The 17,516-nt window shown below is 43.5% G+C and carries 14 protein-coding genes and 1 pseudogene; 14 read left to right on the top strand and 1 reads right to left on the bottom strand.

Annotated elements, in window-relative coordinates:
• The 14 genes and pseudogenes from BSG1_RS15885 to BSG1_RS15825 form a co-directional block, all read left to right on the top strand.
• Nucleotides 1-164, top strand: a pseudogene (locus BSG1_RS15885) (tRNA (adenosine(37)-N6)-dimethylallyltransferase MiaA); the annotation flags it as partial.
• Between the two features lie 39 nt (nucleotides 165-203).
• Complete coding sequence (gene hfq / locus BSG1_RS15880; RefSeq protein ID WP_006838166.1) at nucleotides 204-434, top strand: RNA chaperone Hfq; 231 nt, start codon at nucleotides 204-206, stop codon at nucleotides 432-434.
• A gap of 360 nt (nucleotides 435-794) precedes the next feature.
• The gene (gene spoVK / locus BSG1_RS15875; protein ID WP_006838165.1) at nucleotides 795-1,745 is read left to right on the top strand and encodes a stage V sporulation protein K; all 951 of its coding nucleotides are present in this window, start codon (nucleotides 795-797) and stop codon (nucleotides 1,743-1,745) included.
• A gap of 122 nt (nucleotides 1,746-1,867) precedes the next feature.
• Entirely contained in the window at nucleotides 1,868-3,046 is a 1,179-nt protein-coding gene (gene iadA / locus BSG1_RS15870; protein ID WP_006838164.1) for a beta-aspartyl-peptidase, read from the top strand.
• Between the two features lie 835 nt (nucleotides 3,047-3,881).
• Nucleotides 3,882-4,772, top strand: coding sequence for a nitrilase-related carbon-nitrogen hydrolase (locus BSG1_RS15865; RefSeq protein WP_006838163.1), 891 nt, complete (start codon nucleotides 3,882-3,884; stop codon nucleotides 4,770-4,772).
• A gap of 130 nt (nucleotides 4,773-4,902) precedes the next feature.
• On the top strand, nucleotides 4,903-6,258 hold the full coding sequence (locus BSG1_RS15860; RefSeq protein ID WP_006838162.1) for an NAD(P)-dependent oxidoreductase: 1,356 nt from the start codon (nucleotides 4,903-4,905) through the stop codon (nucleotides 6,256-6,258).
• A 23-nt stretch (nucleotides 6,259-6,281) separates the two neighbouring features.
• The gene (gene preA, locus BSG1_RS15855; protein WP_006838161.1) at nucleotides 6,282-7,568 is read left to right on the top strand and encodes an NAD-dependent dihydropyrimidine dehydrogenase subunit PreA; all 1,287 of its coding nucleotides are present in this window, start codon (nucleotides 6,282-6,284) and stop codon (nucleotides 7,566-7,568) included.
• A gap of 16 nt (nucleotides 7,569-7,584) precedes the next feature.
• Nucleotides 7,585-9,012: a dihydropyrimidinase gene (hydA, locus tag BSG1_RS15850; RefSeq protein ID WP_006838160.1), complete on the top strand. Its 1,428-nt coding sequence runs from the start codon at nucleotides 7,585-7,587 to the stop codon at nucleotides 9,010-9,012.
• 136 nt (nucleotides 9,013-9,148) lie between these two features.
• Complete coding sequence (locus tag BSG1_RS15845) at nucleotides 9,149-10,615, top strand: NCS1 family transporter (RefSeq protein WP_044023026.1); 1,467 nt, start codon at nucleotides 9,149-9,151, stop codon at nucleotides 10,613-10,615.
• Nucleotides 10,616-11,146: 531 nt separating this feature from the next.
• Nucleotides 11,147-11,350 carry a hypothetical protein gene (locus BSG1_RS15840; RefSeq protein WP_006838158.1) on the top strand — a complete coding sequence of 68 codons (204 nt, stop codon included), beginning with the start codon at nucleotides 11,147-11,149 and terminating at the stop codon, nucleotides 11,348-11,350.
• A 19-nt stretch (nucleotides 11,351-11,369) separates the two neighbouring features.
• A complete protein-coding gene (locus BSG1_RS20960) occupies nucleotides 11,370-11,546 on the top strand; it encodes a hypothetical protein (protein WP_006838157.1) in 177 nt (58 codons plus the stop codon).
• A gap of 61 nt (nucleotides 11,547-11,607) precedes the next feature.
• On the top strand, nucleotides 11,608-13,209 hold the full coding sequence (locus BSG1_RS15835; RefSeq protein WP_006838156.1) for a PucR family transcriptional regulator: 1,602 nt from the start codon (nucleotides 11,608-11,610) through the stop codon (nucleotides 13,207-13,209).
• A gap of 155 nt (nucleotides 13,210-13,364) precedes the next feature.
• A complete protein-coding gene (locus tag BSG1_RS15830; RefSeq protein WP_006838155.1) occupies nucleotides 13,365-14,831 on the top strand; it encodes a CoA-acylating methylmalonate-semialdehyde dehydrogenase in 1,467 nt (488 codons plus the stop codon).
• Between the two features lie 99 nt (nucleotides 14,832-14,930).
• Nucleotides 14,931-16,286 carry an aspartate aminotransferase family protein gene (locus BSG1_RS15825; protein ID WP_006838154.1) on the top strand — a complete coding sequence of 452 codons (1,356 nt, stop codon included), beginning with the start codon at nucleotides 14,931-14,933 and terminating at the stop codon, nucleotides 16,284-16,286.
• A 233-nt stretch (nucleotides 16,287-16,519) separates the two neighbouring features.
• Here the strand turns inward: BSG1_RS15825 and BSG1_RS15820 are convergent, their stop codons facing one another.
• Nucleotides 16,520-17,128 carry a trimeric intracellular cation channel family protein gene (locus BSG1_RS15820; RefSeq protein ID WP_006838153.1) on the bottom strand — a complete coding sequence of 203 codons (609 nt, stop codon included), beginning with the start codon at nucleotides 17,126-17,128 and terminating at the stop codon, nucleotides 16,520-16,522.
• Between the last annotated feature and the right edge of the window lie 388 nt (nucleotides 17,129-17,516).

Genomic DNA, 17,516 nt, shown 5'->3' with positions numbered 1-17,516 from the left:
CTGTTGAAAATTTGAAGCAGAACTCCAGGAGATACGCCAAACGCCAGCTGACATGGTTCCGAAATAAAATGAATGTAGAGTGGTTTGATATGACAGACACAAGGGAAAACAACAAAAAAATTGAAGAGATTTCCGATTTTGTTGCAGGAAAGCTAGGGTTATAGTCGAATAGTAAAGGTAGAGATAGAAGAGGAGGACTTACCATGAAACAAGCCATTAATATCCAAGATCAATTTCTTAATCAATTACGAAAAGACAACACGCAAGTTACCGTATTCTTGTTGAACGGGTTCCAAATCCGCGGACTTGTCAAAGGTTTCGATAATTTCACCGTTCTTTTTGAGTCAGAAGGAAAGCAGCAGATGGTATATAAACATGCGATTTCAACCTTCTCGCCACAGCGCAACGTACAAATTAATTTTGATGAATCCTAATAATTTAAATTAAGTGATAAAACACACCGGATAAGTTCTGGTGTGTTTTTTTGGTTTGATTGAAGAGAAGTTCTTATAGTGGAATTGTTTCTTACACACAAATAATGTGTGTGTTTGTATGTGGGCGATACGTAAAGGTCGAAGACACCTATAAAGTGTACATTACGCAGGTGAATAAACTTTTGCCTTACTTATTGACTACTATATAGTCACCCTTAACCCACTTCATTGCAAAATTTGTTAATGAATTCTTAAACATGTGAATAGGATGATAAGAGAGTTTTTCTAAATGTAAAAATAGGCATTTGTCACCGTTAAAAACCTCCAGACGTATACTGTATAGAATGGTGAGGTGAAGATATGGATCAGCCGATGAGAATGAAGAATAATGGACAAATAAGTATCGTGTTGAATTCACATAAACGAAATCCTGTACGTGAGCTTAGCAAGGCGGAGGCTCCTGTAAAGGTTTTGCCCCAGGAACACGCTGAATTAAAAGAAATTGAAGCCGAATTGGCCTCATTGGTCGGCATGGAAGATATGAAAAAAATGGTCAAAGAAATTTATGCCTGGATATATGTGAACAAGAAGAGAGAAGAAGCGGGGCTTAAAGCGGGGAAGCAGGCCTTGCACATGATGTTCAAGGGTAATCCAGGTACGGGGAAAACGACAGTAGCCAGACTGATAGGGAAGTTGTTTCATAAAATGAACGTCCTAACAAAAGGACATCTGATTGAAGCAGAAAGAGCGGATCTGGTCGGTGAGTATATCGGACACACTGCACAGAAAACAAGGGATCTCATCAAAAAAGCGATGGGCGGGATTCTGTTTGTGGATGAGGCATATTCACTTGGCCGCGGAGGAGAAAAAGATTTCGGGAAAGAAGCCATCGATACCCTTGTTAAACATATGGAAGACAAACAGCACGATTTTATACTTATCCTTGCAGGGTATTCACGTGAGATGGACCAATTTCTTACCCTTAACCCGGGCCTTCACTCGCGCTTTCCTTTAGTGTTTCAATTCAAGGATTATTCCGTTGAGCAGCTCATGGAAATTGGCAGGAGGATGCTGACGGAAAAAGAATATGAATTAAGCACGGATGCAGAAAGGAAGATGAGGGACCACTTGTCACAAGTCAAAAACGCTATTAGCCCGGCAGCATTTTCGAATGGAAGATATGTACGGAACGTAATTGAAAAATCAATTAGGTCCCAGGCAATGCGGCTTCTTATGCAAAACTCTTATGACCGGTATGAATTGATGACCATCCGAAGCAATGATTTGATTTTTCCATCTACTGAAGATTAAAAACCGGACAGATCAATGTTCGGTTTTTTTGTGTCTTGTTAAAATGCTATTAATCTTTGTCAAGATAGATCTGTTTATGGGATATTAGAATTATAAGACAATTTATGGAGAGGAGTAGCATCATGCTTGTTTTAATACAAAATGGGGAAGTCTATGCACCGGATTACTTAGGTAAGAAAGATATTCTGATAACCGATGATAAATTTGGTTTCATTGAAGATCGAATAGAAATTCCACAAGGGTTTTTTGCAGAAAAAGTAAAAGTAATTAACGCAGAAGGTTTAGCGGTGCTGCCAGGCTTCATTGATTCTCATGTTCACATTCTTGGCGGCGGGGGAGAAGGTGGATATAAAACCCGGACTCCGGAAATCAAGCTGACTGATGCGACATTAGCGGGAATCACAACTCTCATCGGTGTTATCGGAACGGACGGTACTACGCGGACTATGGCCAGCCTGGTTGCGAAAGCACGCGGGCTCGATGAAGAGGGGATCACCTGCTATGTGCAGACAGGTTCTTATCAAGTTCCTGTCAGAACACTGACGGGAAAAATTGAAGACGACATTATCCTTGTAGATAAAATCATCGGCACAGGCGAGATAGCAATTGCCGATCACCGTTTCTCACAGCCGACAGCTGAAGAGTTTGCTCGCATTGCTTCCCAGTCCCGGCTCGGAGGCATTCTTTCTGGAAAATCAGGAGTGGTCAATGTTCATCTGGGAGACAGCCGTGACTGCCTGAAATTGATTTACGACGTTATTGAAAATACAGATATTCCAATCAAACAATTTTATCCAACTCATATTAACCGTAACCCTTATCTGTTTGAAAAAGGTATAGAGTATGCGCTGAAGGGAGGATACGTTGATTTTACAACAAGTACAATACCTCAATTCCTTGAAGACGGCGAGGTCGAATGTGGTAAAGGCTTAAAGCGCATGCTTGATGAAGGAGTGCCTGTAGAAAACATAACCTTCACTTCTGATGGTCAGGGAAGCCTGCCAGAATTTGATCGAGACGGAGAATTTGTTGGCCTTAAAGTAGCCCAGGTATCCAGTTTGTTCAAAGCTGTCCGTAATGCTGTCCTCCAAGAGGGAATATCTTTGGCAACTGCCATAAAAGTCATTACTTCTAACCCGGCAAGGATTTTAAAATTAAAACAGAAAGGGTTTATCGCTGAAGGGAAAGATGCAGATATCGTGCTCGTTGATAAAGAGACCTTGATGATAGATACGGTCCTTGCCAAAGGAAAAGTAATGGTGGAAAAAGGACAAGCGGTAGTGAAGGGAACATTTGAATAATATTTAAGGTGTAAAAACTTGGGCCGTTTCGGTTCAAGTTTTTTATGTTTTGAGCAGGCGGGTGGTTTTTCTTTAGGATTCAGTTGAGAAATTGCCCTTGAACAGCAGTATGGCGACATCTTCACAGGAAATCCGGTAAGAGAATGTCTTCCTTTTAGTTCTTTACCTCCGTGACTCTTCCTAAAACGCGATACAGCTCTCCGTGATTAGAGTGTGGAGTGATGCTAACTCATAAAAGCTTTATAAGACCAATAGTAAGTAGTTTTCAAGATCAGAGTGTCCCATAAAAGTTTCATGAGACCAAAAGTAAGTAGTTTTCAAGATCAGGGTTTCTCATGAAAGCCCGAAAAGCCCAAAAGTAAGTAAATTGCAAAATAAGATTACGTATAAACCTAAACCTACATAAAGCTAAAATCAGGGCACTGCTTAAGTTACTGATATCCTGGATGCAAATAGAATAATTTTTGCATAAAACCAACTTAATCAAACATAAATATTAAAAATACTAAAATTAAATATCAGAATATTATGAAATTAGTCGAAAAACAGAAGAATTTTTCTATAGTTTGTACAGCCTGTTTTACAAATTTCGTAGAATACCTGTGCTAGGGTATTAAATAGGGACAACCTTAGAGAGCAAGTTTGTACACATTGACAATTCAATGAGGAATCAGATGTTACAGAATGTATAATGCTTTCACCAGGAGTACGAGTTAAAATGAAGCAAATTACAAAATATTCAGACAGTTAAACCAAGGGTTCAGATAAGCGCTGGAGATAAAGTTATATATTTGAAAGCGCTTTCTATAAATTAGTTCTTTTAGGGGGAATCGAGATGTCAGATATGGTAAAGATCGGACTTATTCAAGCTTCTCACGATGTAGACGGAAGTGAGCCGGTAGAGGTTCATAAAGAAGAGGCCATTAAAAAGCATATTGAGCTGGTGAAGGATGCAGCCAAAAAAGGCGCTAAAATCATCTGTTTGCAGGAAATCTTTTATGGGCCTTATTTTTGTTCTGAGCAAAACCCGAAATGGTATGATTCCGCAGAGGAAATTCCGAATGGCCCGACAACAAAGAGATTTCAAGATTTGGCTAAGGAACTTAATGTAGTCATTGTCCTTCCTATTTATGAAAGAGAAGGTATAGCTACATATTACAACACGGCTGCGGTTATTGATGCTGACGGTTCTTATCTTGGTAAATACCGTAAGCAGCATATCCCTCATGTCGGCGTGGGAGATAAAGGATATGGATTCTGGGAGAAATATTACTTTAAGCCAGGAAATCTTGGGTATCCGGTTTTTGATACGGCCTATGCAAAAGTTGGGGTTTACATTTGTTACGACCGTCATTTCCCGGAAGGTGCACGCCTTCTCGGCTTAAAAGGTGCTGAAGTTGTATTTAATCCTTCTGCGACTGTGGCCGGTCTTTCTGAGTATCTCTGGAAACTGGAACAGCCTGCCCATGCTGTAGCAAATGGCTACTATTTGGGCGCTATTAACCGTGTCGGATATGAAGGTCCTTGGAATATGGGTGAATTTTATGGCCAGTCATACCTTGTTGATCCTCGCGGAAGTTTCGTCTCAGTTGGGAGCAGGGACAGTGATGAAGTGGTGATTGGGGAAATGAACAAGAAATTGATCAGGGAAGTCCGGGATACATGGCAGTTCTACCGTGACCGCCGTCCTGAAACATACAGTGAAATGACTGCACTGCTTCCTTAATATGACATCAGGCTGACGATTATAAGCTGCTTTAGACAGTTATAACTGTCAGCCATGATTTGTTGATATAAGCAGTTTACTAGAATGTTTTTAAACCAGATGGAGATCAAACGGATAGGGGGAAGCCGGTTTGTCTAATAGTTTATCTTTATTCAACCTAGAGAAAAACTTCCAGGAAGCGCATGAGGGGTTATCCAGCAGAGAAGCAGTGGAAGAAGCCAACAGATGTTTGTATTGCTACGATGCTCCTTGCATCCAGGCATGTCCAACAGGAATCGATATACCTTCATTTATTAAGAAAATCGCCTCAGGAAATTTGAAAGGTTCTGCCAAGACTATCATGCTTTCAAATCCTGTAGGAGCAAGCTGTTCAAGAGTTTGTCCTACTGATGAGCTGTGTGAAGGAGCTTGTGTACTCAATCACTCTACCAAACCGATTATGATAGGGGATCTGCAGCGTTATGCGACAGATTGGGCCAGACATAATGAAGAGGTCTTATTTGAAGCGGGAGAACCAAATGGGAAAACTGTCGGGATCATTGGCGGAGGTCCGGCCGGTTTATCTGCTGCAAGGGAGCTTGCCAGATTTGGTTATGAAGTAACGATATATGAAGCTGAAAAGGAGGCAGGAGGATTGAACACTTATGGAATTGTGTCGTTCCGCCTTCCTCAATCTGTTTCATTTTGGGAAGTAGATCAAGTTAAGAAATTGAATGTGGAAATCAAGACGAACACAAGAGTCGGAAGGGATGTTTCCGCAGAAGAATTGGTCAATAAGCATGACTTTATTATCCTCGCAGCCGGGATGGCCCATGTACCGAACCTTAGGATTGATGGAGAAGATTTAGAAGGGGTCCATGATGCCATTGAGTTTGTTAAAGCAACCAAGAGCGGAGAAATTTCTAAAGATTATATCGGAAAGAAAGTCGTGGTCATTGGTGCCGGTAATACTGCGATTGACGGTGCCACCTGTTCTGTACGTCTCGGGGCGGAAAATGTAAAGATTCTTTACCGTCGTACTCAAGAAGAAATGACTGCATATGACTTCGAGTATGAGTTTGCCAAACAGGACGGAGTTGAGTTCCGCTGGCTTACAGCTCCTAAGAGAATCATTGGTAATGATGAAGGCAAGGTGACAGGGATTGAGTGCATCAAAATGGAGTTGGGCGAGCCGGGTGAAGATGGACGAAGAAGGCCGGTTCCTGTTAAGGGATCTGAATTCATTTTGCCAGTAGATGCTGTCATCAAAGCGATCGGTCAGACAAGACATCAGTCACTGATCGATCAATTTGACCTGGATCATAGAGACGGCGTTGTGCAGGTGAACAGGGAAACTTTCCAGACTTCCAACCCGAAGGTTTTTGCTTGTGGAGATATTGTGTTCGGCAAAGGAGTTGGAGAAGCAATGGTGGTTACGGCTGCAGAACAAGGAAAACAAACAGCTCACCATCTTCATAAGCAGCTCACAAAAGTCCAATTGAATTAATCGTTTACCGAGGGGGGAATTTCATGGCAAATTTAAATATTGATTTAGCAGGAATTAAATCACCGAATCCATTCTGGTTAGCATCAGCTCCACCGACAAATTCGGGATATCAGGTGCAGCGGGCTTTTGAAGCGGGATGGGGCGGAGCTGTATGGAAGACCTTGGGCGAGCCGATCATCAATGTTTCTTCCAGGTTTGCAGCTGTAAGTTTTAACGGACAAAGGGTAGCTGGCTTTAACAATATCGAGCTCATCACGGATCGTCCTTTAGAGGTGAACCTGAAGGAAATATATGAAACGAAGAAGCGCTTCCCCAACCATGCGATCATCGCTTCCTTAATGGTTGAACCCAAACAGGAGAAGTGGCACGAAATTGTCAAGAAAGTTGAAGCCGTTGGAGTCGATGGGCTGGAATTGAATTTTGGCTGTCCTCATGGAATGGCTGAACGGGGGATGGGAGCTGCCTCCGGGCAAGTTCCTGAACTGGTGGAGAAACAGACATATTGGGCAAAAGAGGTCGCGAAAACCCCTGTGATTGTCAAACTGACGCCGAATATTACAGACATCACTGTCACAGCGGAAGCGGCAGTACAGGGTGGTGCCGATGCTGTCAGTATGATCAATACGATTAATAGTCTTGCAGGTGTTGACCTTGATTCATGGAACACAATTCCACATGTTGCAGGCAAAGGTGCACATGGCGGTTACTGTGGTCCTGCCGTTAAACCGATATCCCTGAATATGGTGGCAGAGTGCGCGAGGAACCCGCGAGTCAATGTGCCGATCTCTGGTATGGGAGGAGTATCCAATTGGCAGGATGCTGTTGAATTCATTCTGATGGGAGCTTCCGGTGTGCAGGTATGTACAGCGGCCATGCACCATGGCTTCCGGATAGTGGAAGATATGATTGATGGGTTAAATAATTACCTTGATGAAAAAGGGATCGCATCAGTTCAGGATATCGTTGGGAAATCAGTTCCTAAATATTCTGATTGGGGAAATCTCGATTTAAATTACAGTGTAGTGGCCAAAATCAACAATGATGTCTGTATCAACTGCAACAAGTGCCATATTGCATGCGAAGATACATCCCATCAGTGCATCGATATGTTGAAGGATTCGTCAGGAAACAGCTATTTAAAGGTAAGGGAAGAAGACTGTGTTGGTTGTAATTTATGTTCGATCGTCTGTCCGGTTGATGGAGCGATCGATATGATCGAAGTGCCTAGCGGCCATATGCCGATGACATGGAACGAACGCCAGGCGGCAGTAGGAAGAGTCGCTGATTGCAGTATTGATACGGTGAAATAAAGGTGGAGGTTGAGTTATGAAAAAAGTCATTCAAAACGGAACAATCGTTACGGCAACTGATACGTATAAAGCAGATATTCTTGTGGAAGATGGAAGGATTGCTGCAATAGGAAAAAATTTCGACCTAAGCGGGGAAGATACGGAAGTTGTAAATGCGGAGGGGAAATATGTGTTCCCAGGTGGGGTTGATCCGCATACCCATTTGGAGATGCCTTTTGGGGGCACGGTGTCAAAGGATGATTTTGAAACCGGCACCATTGCGGCGGCTTTTGGCGGTACCACAACAGTGATCGATTTTTGTTTAACGAATAAAGGGGAACCCCTGCAAAACGCAATCGATACGTGGCACGCCAAATCGAGGGAAAAAGCCGTTATTGATTATAGTTTTCATTTAATGATCGGCGAGATCAATGAAGAGGTCATGGAGCAGCTGCCGGAAGTCATTGATAGAGAAGGAATCACATCCTTTAAAGTTTTCATGGCCTATAAAAATGTCTTTCAGGCAGATGATGAAACCCTTTTTAGAACATTGGTCGCCGCCAAAGAATTGGGCGCATTGGTCATGGTGCATGCGGAAAACGGTGATGTCATTGAATTCTTGACAGAAAAAGCCTTAAAAGAGGGCAACACGGATCCGATTTATCATGCGTTGACGAGACCTCCGGAGCTTGAAGGGGAAGCGACAGGGAGAGCGGCGAAACTAACAGGTTTAGCTGACTCTCAGCTTTATGTGGTACATGTCTCGTGTTCGGAAGCAGTTAAACAAATCGCTTCGGCACGCAGTAAGGGGCTCAATGTATGGGGAGAAACATGTCCGCAGTATTTGGTACTGGACCAATCTTACCTTGAAAGACCAAACTTCGAGGGAGCGAAGTATGTGTGGTCACCTCCGCTTCGTGAAAAATGGAATCAGGATGTCCTGTGGAATGCGTTGAAGAGCGGACAACTGCAGACATTAGGTTCCGACCAGTGTTCCTTCGATTTTAATGGACAAAAGGATTTGGGGAAAGGTGATTTTACTAAAATTCCGAATGGCGGCCCGATTATTGAGGACCGTGTATCTATATTGTTTTCAGAAGGAGTGGAAAAAGGAAGGATTTCATTAAACCAGTTTGTCGACATCATGTCGACACGAAGCGCAAAACTCTTTGGGCTTTACCCTAAAAAAGGCACCATTGCCGTTGGGGCGGACGCTGATCTTGTCATCTTTGATCCGAATGCAGAGAGAGTCATTTCAGCCGAAACCCATCACATGGCAGCAGATTACAATCCTTTTGAAGGAATGAAGGTAAAGGGTGAGCCGGTTTCTGTGTTATCGCGGGGAGAATATGTAGTAAAAGATAAACAGTTCGTCGGCAAGCTGGGGAAAGGAAAATATGTAAAAAGAGCGAAATACGGTTATCAATTGGAAGAGAGCGAGACGCTGCAATCCACTAAGTCCTGACATTCTATCCTAATTAAAGCTGAATTCCAGAACAGCTCCTGCAAGGGGAACCGGAAGTTGACGACTTCCAGTTCCTTTGCCTCTCTTGAAAGTTAGGTTTTGCCATTCGAAGCAAACAAATAGGGGAGTGTTCAATGTGAAAAAAAGCTACTTGAAGTCACCGGATTTATTGCCGATTAAGGAAAGTGAAAGAAAGGTAACAAAACTTGGCTATTCGTTTATGTGGGTAGGGATGGTCGTGGTGCTTGCCACTTTTGCCATAGGGGGAGCGGGAGTCATGTCCCTTCCACTGCCAATGGTTGTATTGGCCACAATCATCGGATCTCTCGCCATCGGGTTCTTTATTACGTTGACAGGGGACATAGGTGTTGAGCACGGTCTCTCTTTTCCGGTTTATATGAGGGCCCCGTTCGGAACAATCGGTACTCATATTCCTTCCGTGACCCGCGGACTGGCTGCCTCAATGTGGTTTGGAATCAACACATTCTTTGGTGCCACTGCCATGAACGGGATCCTCAATATTTTATTTGGCTTTGATAATTGGTTTGTCTGTTTCTTGATTTTTGCGGTACTGCAGTTGGTCAATACGGCGCTGGGAATAAAAGCAGTAGAAAGATTCGCCGATCTTGCTGCACCGGTCATCATTTTAATTTCTGTCTGGATGTACTCATCTTTATCTGATTCAGCTGCGGCACAGGGAAGAGATATTTGGAGCTGGGTGGAAAGTCCGGTTACAGGTGGAGCAGCTTTTACAGCTTTCCTGGTGGTCATTTTCAGTAATATGGGATTCTGGGCTACGCTTGCAGCAGATATTCCTTCCATTTCAAGGTTCATGAAAGCACCAAAAAATGAGAAGAGTTTTATTAAGCGAAACCGCAGTTCCATCATCGGAAACTTGGTTGCACTTCCGATCACACAGGCATTCATGGTGCTTATCGGGGCAGTATCCTATATCGCGGTGTTGAATTATGACCCGGTCGTTGCCCTTCAGGAAGCGGCGAGTGGCTTGATTCTTGGAATCCTTCTGTTAATGATTGTATTGGCACAATGGTCTACCAACATTGCTGCTAACATTGTCCCTGCAGCGACGATCTTTTCGAATGTCGGCGGGCCGAAGTTTCCGTTCTGGGCTGGTGTTATCACGGCCGGGATTTGCGGAACCATAGTTCAGCCATGGAACTTGTTTGGTGTCATCATTCCGGTCCTTCTGTTTGTCGGGGGAATCTTATCGGCCATCGTCGGGATTCTCGTTTCGGATTACTATTTTATCAGGAAGCGCAGGGTGAATGTGCCTGACCTCTACGAAGAAAATGGCCAATTTAAGTACATGAATGGCATTAATTTGGCAGGTTTCATCTCCTGGATCCTGGGGGGAGTCGCTTCATATTTCGTTCCGAATTTCTCATTCCTCGTCGGTTTCGGTATAGGGGCCGTATGTTATTATGTGCTCGCCAAATTCTGGTGGTTCAAAAAATATGAACAATCCGAGCTTTTAAACCCAAGTGATGATCTGTATTTAGGCATCTCTGTAGGACGGGATTGGGAGATTGAAGTGGAACCTGAAACGGTAGTGGAAGAAATCCCGGCTGTTAAGGGAGTTTGATAGAGGACCCTCTCAATGGCCCTTGATATGTGCGAGGTTGGTTGTGTAAGTTTAGTGGCTGGCGTGGTATTAACAATAGCTGCCAGGCAGTAAAAATATAGAACTGTTTTCTAAAAGGTTTTTGCTTTTCACTATAACTTTTTGGTTCTATTTACGAGTTGTTGATTGGAGCGGAAGGTGTGTGACCTCCTGCGGGACTAGCGGGACGTCTAGTTCCAGCGCCCAGCCCCTCGGGGTCAAATAACCCTGAGAGAATAAAAGGAAAGGTCACCTTTTTTCTCTCAGGAACATTTGCCTGTCGGGCCTGAACGGGGCGCTTCCACTTTTGATGACAGGTGAGACCAAGGTTACGTACCCACTGGAACGTAACCCCGGAGGCGAAGCCGAGGAGGCTCACCGCCCGCCCCGCGGAGTCACGCACCTGCAGTGGAAATCAACTTTCCTATCCATATTACAACAATTACTACGACGAAAAAAGAGCCTTGTAAAAAGCAGTAAAGAAGTCAGATTCTCGAATGGAAGGGTGTCTCTATGTCGGAATATCAAGAATTCTTAAGCGAAAGAGATAAAATAGACTACTTGATACAACAAGGATATATGATTGAGAAGGTAAGCGAAAATTTAAGCGGTGCATTTGTATTGTTCTCGAATGCTGCGGAGAAGAAAAGCATGACTCTTCATGTAAAAACAGCGAATGCCCGCAAGTATTTTTCAAATTTATTGATACAAGGCTGAGTAAAAAGGGGGGAGTTGGATGGAAGACCTGAACAATTCCGAACAGGGTGGTTTTGAAGTGTTGGAAGAACAGCACGACTTCTTCAAAACAACTGAAGAATTGGTTGAATGGGTGATGAAGTTCTTAACTGCTGATCATTTTTCAGATGGATGGAATGAAGAGGTGTATTTCACGATTCCCCATATCGAAGAGTAAGGATTGGTTTTGCCAATCCTTTTTCACTATTTTCTCCCATCAATATCTAAAGGAGAATCGGATGAAAAGTAATTATTATTTTTCAGTTGAAGATATTCTTAAGAGAAAACATTTTGAACACTCAAAAGTCATTGCGGGACATAAGGGGATTCACCGCCAGGTCAGGTGGGTGCACGTCGTGGAAGTCCCGACGATCAAGAATCTTCTTAATGGAAGTGAACTGATTCTTACCACGGGTTTGGCATTGAAAGAGGAACAGGCGTTTCTGTCTTTATTACAGCAATTGATAGAGTGTGAGGCTTCAGCCATTTGCATTGAGCTTGATACCAACATATCGGTAATACCGGCTTCCGTCTTGAAATGTGCTGAAGAAAATGATTTTCCCATCATTGTTTTCGAGGAAGAAGTACCTTTTGTCAGCATCACCCAGGATATCCACTCCATCATCATTAATCAGCAATACAGCATGATTAAGCAGCTTGATAAATTTGGGCAGAAATTAAATCAGAAGCTATTGAACGTCAATCATTTCAAGGAGCTCCTTGATGTGTTGTATACAGAACTTGGAGTTCCTGTGCTGCTTAAACTAAAAGACCATGAGTTAGAAATCTATCCAAGGAAGCGGCGTTCTGAAGAGAAGCATTTGCAGAAGATGTATGAGGGATATTCAAATGAGGAACATCCGCTTTTTGTCTCCAAGAAGGTCCTTCTGTTTGAGCAGGAGTATGCAGAACTGCTAATCTACCGAACTGATTTCCCTTTTAGTGAATATGAACTCCTGCTTTTAGACAGGACCTCGACCGCCTTGGCTCAATATCTGATGAGAGAGTTATATTTTAATGAAAAAAAACGTCTCGATGAATCCAGATGGCTCATGGCTTGGTTAAAAGGGGAACAAACAGGGGACAAACTATCAAGCTATTTATCTGACCTGGGTGAAAGAATTACGGGTGGAGTCGTTTGTATCTGTCAGCTTCAGAAAGTAAAAGAAAAGGAACAATTGGACTTAACGTATTTTAACCTGATTGCAAGAAGTATTTTTGAACAACAGGGATACAAGGTACTGGCTGAAAAAGAGGGAGATAACCTCATTTTCATTTTACTTGATAACCGATCAAGCAAAACATGGAAAACACGAATATCCGATGCATTTGAAAAGATACTGGAAACAGAATTCTTCCAAAAGGCAAAGGACATCCACTTTGCAGCCGGTAAATATCAGGAAGAAATCAAGGATATCCACAAGAGTTATCAATCGGCAAATGAAAGCTTGTTATACCGCTCCAAAGATTGTGGCTCAAAAAGGTTTCATTTTTACGATGACCTCCATTTGTACAGGTTAATTTCCATTGTCCAACAAAATATGAACCTGCAGGAAATGGTTGATGAATATCTTGAGCCGATCCTGAAGTATGACAAGGATCATGCAGGCAGCCTCCTTCATACGTTAAAGGTTTATCTGGGCTGCCAGGGGTCCAAGCAGGAGACGGCCACACGCCTCTTTATCGTCAGGCAGACATTGTATCATCGCCTGAAAAAGATAGATGAACTGATTGGCGAAGATTTCATGCAGCCGGAAAAGCGGGTTGCCATAGAGTTCCTTCTCCATGCTCATGATTATATAAATCCATTGAAAATATCGAGGGCAGAGTCAGTTAACTAGTTTAAAAGTGACTATTCTGCAGAAAACAGGAAAACCAAAATGTTAAAAGGACATACCGGGTTATTTTACACAATGTCTAATGAAAGCCTTGTCAATTTCTTTCATAATGAAAATATAGTTTCATAAATTTATATCGGGTTTAAGGGAGGATATATATGTCAGTGATCAAAGAAGAAGTAGCCGTGTTAAAAAATTATATCGATGGTAAATGGGTCGAATCCTTGAGTTCTCAAACGTTGGAGGTCGTGAATCCAGCCACGAATAAAGAGCTTGCCAGAGTTCCTATTTCCACCAAAGAGGATGTTGATCGAGCAGTAAGTGCTGCGAAAAAAGCGTCGAAGACTTGGAGAAACGTTCCGGTGCCGAAGCGAGCTCGTTATCTTTACAAATATCATGCATTAATATCTGAGAATCATGAAGAGCTTGCGAAATTGGTCGTTCAGGAAAATGGTAAATCCTATAAAGAGGCGTATGGTGAGGTGCAGCGTGGACTGGAATGTGTTGAGTTTGCATGTGGTGCGCCTACCTTGATGATGGGGGAAACGTTAAGTGGCATTGCTGAGGACATTGATTCAGAGATGTTTCGTTATCCGCTTGGCGTGGTGGGGGGAATCACTCCGTTTAACTTCCCGATGATGGTTCCGTTATGGATGTTCCCATTGGCTGTTGCCTGCGGAAATACATTTGTTTTGAAACCGTCAGAAAGAACACCGATTCTTGCAAACAGGCTTGCGGAGCTATTTACAGAAGCGGGAGTTCCTGACGGTGTGCTCAACGTTGTCCATGGCGCCCATGATGTGGTTAACGGTCTCCTGGAACACAAAGACATCGCTGCAATTTCCTTTGTCGGGTCCCAGCCGGTTGCAAAGTATGTATACGAGCAGGCAGCTTCACAGGGGAAAAGAGTGCAGGCGTTGTCTGGTGCGAAGAACCATCATGTTGTTATGCCGGATGCCGACTACAATAAAGCCGCAGAACACATTATCAGCTCAGCATTTGGAAGTGCCGGCCAGCGCTGCATGGCGTGCAGTGCTGTCGTCGTAGTGGGTGACAACGAACAATTTGTTCAGGCTTTGAATAAGAAGGCGGATGAATTAGGTATTGGAAATGGAATGGATGATGAAGTGCTTCTGACCCCTGTTATCCGCCAAGAGAATCGCGAAAGAACGCTCAAGTATATTGAAAAAGGATTGGAAGAAGGCGCGTCTCTCATTCGGGACGGTCGAAAAGAAATGGATGATTTTAAAGAAGGAAATTTCCTGGGGGCAACGATTTTTGACCATGTGACACCAGCCATGACCATTGCCAGGGAAGAAATGTTCGCACCGGTACTGAGTCTGCTTCGTGCCAAGGACTTGGATGAAGGACTGGAATACATCCGTCAATCCCGCTTCGGAAACGGAGCAACGATTTACACGAAAGATGCAAAAGCGGTAAGACAATTCAGAGAAGAAGCGGATGCCGGAATGCTGGGCATCAATGTCGGAGTACCGGCAACAATGGCCTTCTTCCCCTTCTCCGGTTGGAAGGATTCCTTTTACGGAGATATGCATGTGAACGGCAAAGACGGCGTGAACTTCTTTACAAGAAAGAAAATGATTACCTCCCGTTTCGATTTTTAAACAACTAAGATTTCTAGCGGACTACACTGTTTCATATTATTACACGGAAAAATGATTTGAGGGCAGTTCCTTATAAATGAAGGAAAAGGGGGAGTCTCCTTGGTGAAAACAGGACAGTCGCAAGAGAATCTGTTATCACAGGATGAACAATTCATCTGGCATTCTATGAAACCGTACAATCCATCCGGAACGATGGTGGTTGAGGAGTCGAAAGGGTCGTGGGTAACCGATCATAACGGGGATAAATACTTGGATGGAATGGCAGGCCTGTGGTGTGTCAATGTTGGGTACGGACGTCAGGAGCTCGCGGAAGCAGCCTACGAGCAGCTGAAGAAGATGGCATACTTTCCGCTGACACAAAGCCATCAGCCGGCCATTCAACTGGCTGAAAAGTTGAACAAGATGCTTGGGGATGAGTACGTTATCTTTTTCTCCAACAGCGGGTCTGAGGCGAATGAGACTGCTTTCAAAATTGCCCGGCAGTATCATCAGCAAAAAGGGGAAGGAAGCAGATACAAAATCATTTCCCGTTACAGGGCCTACCATGGTAATTCCATGGGAGCTTTGGCTGCCACCGGTCAGGCACAAAGGAAATATAAATATGAACCATTGGCACCTGGGTTTATTCATGTTCCTCCTCCTGACTCCTACAGGGATGAAGTCACTGAAGGGGATTCTCTTAATCTGCCTGGGGTAAAAGCAATCGACCAGGCAATGACTTGGGAATTAAGCGAAACCGTTGCTGCGATGATCATGGAACCGATCATCACTGGCGGAGGTGTCTTGGTTCCCCAGGAAGGATACATGAAAGCGGCCAAGGAAGTTTGTGACAAACATGGAGCACTGCTGATTGTGGATGAAGTCATTTGCGGGTTCGGACGTACCGGAAAGCCATTCGGTTTTATGAACTATGATGTGAAGCCGGATATCATCACCATGGCTAAGGGAATTACAAGTGCCTATCTTCCGCTCTCGGCTACAGCAGTCAAACGCGAAATCTATGAGGCGTTTAAGGGGAGCGAAGAGTACGATTATTTCCGGCACATCAATACATTCGGCGGAAACCCGGCTGCATGTGCATTGGCGATGAAAAATATTGAAATCATGGAGAACGAAAAGCTGTTTGAACGCTCAGCGGAACTAGGAGAGAAAGCGCTCAACACCCTCCAATCCAAGCTTCAGCAGCATAAAGTTGTAGGAAATGTACGAGGAAAAGGTCTTTTGATTGGGATTGAGCTCGTATCGGATAAAGCGACGAGAGAGCCTTTGCCGGTAGATCAAGTGAATAAGGTGATAGGATATTGCAAGTCCAAAGGAGTATTGATCGGTAAAAATGGGGCGACTGTAGCAGGCTTTAACAATGTACTGACAATTTCCCCGCCTTTGAATATTGAGCTGGAAGATTTGGAGTTCCTTTTGAACACCGTTTGTGACGGTGTAAACAGTTTATCATGATGAAGAGGAGGCACCTGCAGGATTGCAGGTGCTTTTACATATATTGACTCAATCGCCGATAATATTGAAAAATCGCTGATAAAATTTGAGAATCGCCGATAAATACGAAAAATCGCTGAAAACTCTTGAGAATCGCTGATAAACCTATACAATACTGCGACGGGCACAGGCTACCGGTTGCATTTCCATGCCAAACAAAAAACTTGAACCCCTAGAGGTCCAAGTTTCTTTGATTATTGAAACGCTTTAAGATTTCTGTTCGGCAGTCTCCATTTATAAGAATAGGATAATACTCTTAATGAAGTAGTCAGAAGGAATAGAGTATACAGTTCCCAGGCTTCTGTGACCAGCTTTAGTCCGATGGCAGCACCGCATAGTACGGCCCAAACGGCGTAAATCTCGGATCTCAGCACCAAAGGTTTTCTTCCGGCAAGCAAATCACGGATGATTCCGCCTCCGCTTCCTGTCAACACGGCTGCTACGATGATTGCGCTGATCGGATGATTCATATCAGATGCATAAAGGGCACCCTGAATGGCAAATGCTGATAATCCGATGGCATCAAAGAAGTTGCCCCAGCGGCGCCAATGGCGGAGCAGGTTATTCGGGAATAGAAATACTGCTGTGATGGAAAGCAGGGCAATTTGGAATAAAAAACCTTGTTCCCATAAAGCTGAAACAGGGACACCGATCAAGAGGTTTCTGATTGCTCCTCCTCCGAATGCAGTAACGATACCCAAGATGTAAACGCCTAAAATGTCATACTCTTCTTCCATTGCGACGATCGCTCCGGAAACGGCAAATGCGACTGTGCCGACGATACTAAGAACTTCCCAAGTCATATCTGTTCCCCCTTTGCTGTCAATTCCTGAATTTCTTTAACACATTAACGCAAAGGTTTGGTTCTGTGTTGTGTTAGTGCGTTAATCCGTTAAAGAAACTGTGCATGGCTGTTGGTCTGAATCTCAATCAAACATATTGATTTTAACACGCAAATTTCGTTTTGCAACCCTTTTTTATCACAATTTTAGAAAGGTTAAACATAGTCTTTATAATTCGTTTTTGATATGATGAAAAATAGCAAATATAAAAGGAAAGAAGGATTTTATTTGGAAGAAAAAATTATAGAAAAAGCCTTGCTCGTCGGATGTCAAATTGAAGAAAGCGACCAGCGGTTCCAGTACTCGATGGAGGAACTTGCTTCTTTGACAGAGACTGCTCAAGCAGAAG

The sequence above is a fragment of the Bacillus sp. SG-1 genome (assembly GCF_000181495.1).
Classification (GTDB): Bacteria; Bacillota; Bacilli; order Bacillales; family Bacillaceae_B; genus Rossellomorea.
Note: the sequence above shows the minus strand (reverse complement) of the source record. Positions and strands in the feature narration are given on the sequence as shown.

What these genes read in the sequence shown, in the direction of transcription:
- hfq (WP_006838166.1), top strand. Translation starts at nt 204, where the DNA reads ATGAAACAAGCCATTAATATCCAAGATCAATTTCTTAATCAATTACGA.
- spoVK (WP_006838165.1), top strand. Translation starts at nt 795, where the DNA reads ATGGATCAGCCGATGAGAATGAAGAATAATGGACAAATAAGTATCGTG.
- iadA (WP_006838164.1), top strand. Translation starts at nt 1,868, where the DNA reads ATGCTTGTTTTAATACAAAATGGGGAAGTCTATGCACCGGATTACTTA.
- BSG1_RS15865 (WP_006838163.1), top strand. Translation starts at nt 3,882, where the DNA reads ATGTCAGATATGGTAAAGATCGGACTTATTCAAGCTTCTCACGATGTA.
- preA (WP_006838161.1), top strand. Translation starts at nt 6,282, where the DNA reads ATGGCAAATTTAAATATTGATTTAGCAGGAATTAAATCACCGAATCCA.
- hydA (WP_006838160.1), top strand. Translation starts at nt 7,585, where the DNA reads ATGAAAAAAGTCATTCAAAACGGAACAATCGTTACGGCAACTGATACG.
- BSG1_RS15840 (WP_006838158.1), top strand. Translation starts at nt 11,147, where the DNA reads ATGTCGGAATATCAAGAATTCTTAAGCGAAAGAGATAAAATAGACTAC.
- BSG1_RS20960 (WP_006838157.1), top strand. Translation starts at nt 11,370, where the DNA reads ATGGAAGACCTGAACAATTCCGAACAGGGTGGTTTTGAAGTGTTGGAA.
- BSG1_RS15835 (WP_006838156.1), top strand. Translation starts at nt 11,608, where the DNA reads ATGAAAAGTAATTATTATTTTTCAGTTGAAGATATTCTTAAGAGAAAA.
- BSG1_RS15830 (WP_006838155.1), top strand. Translation starts at nt 13,365, where the DNA reads ATGTCAGTGATCAAAGAAGAAGTAGCCGTGTTAAAAAATTATATCGAT.
- BSG1_RS15820 (WP_006838153.1), bottom strand. Translation starts at nt 17,128, where the DNA reads ATGACTTGGGAAGTTCTTAGTATCGTCGGCACAGTCGCATTTGCCGTT.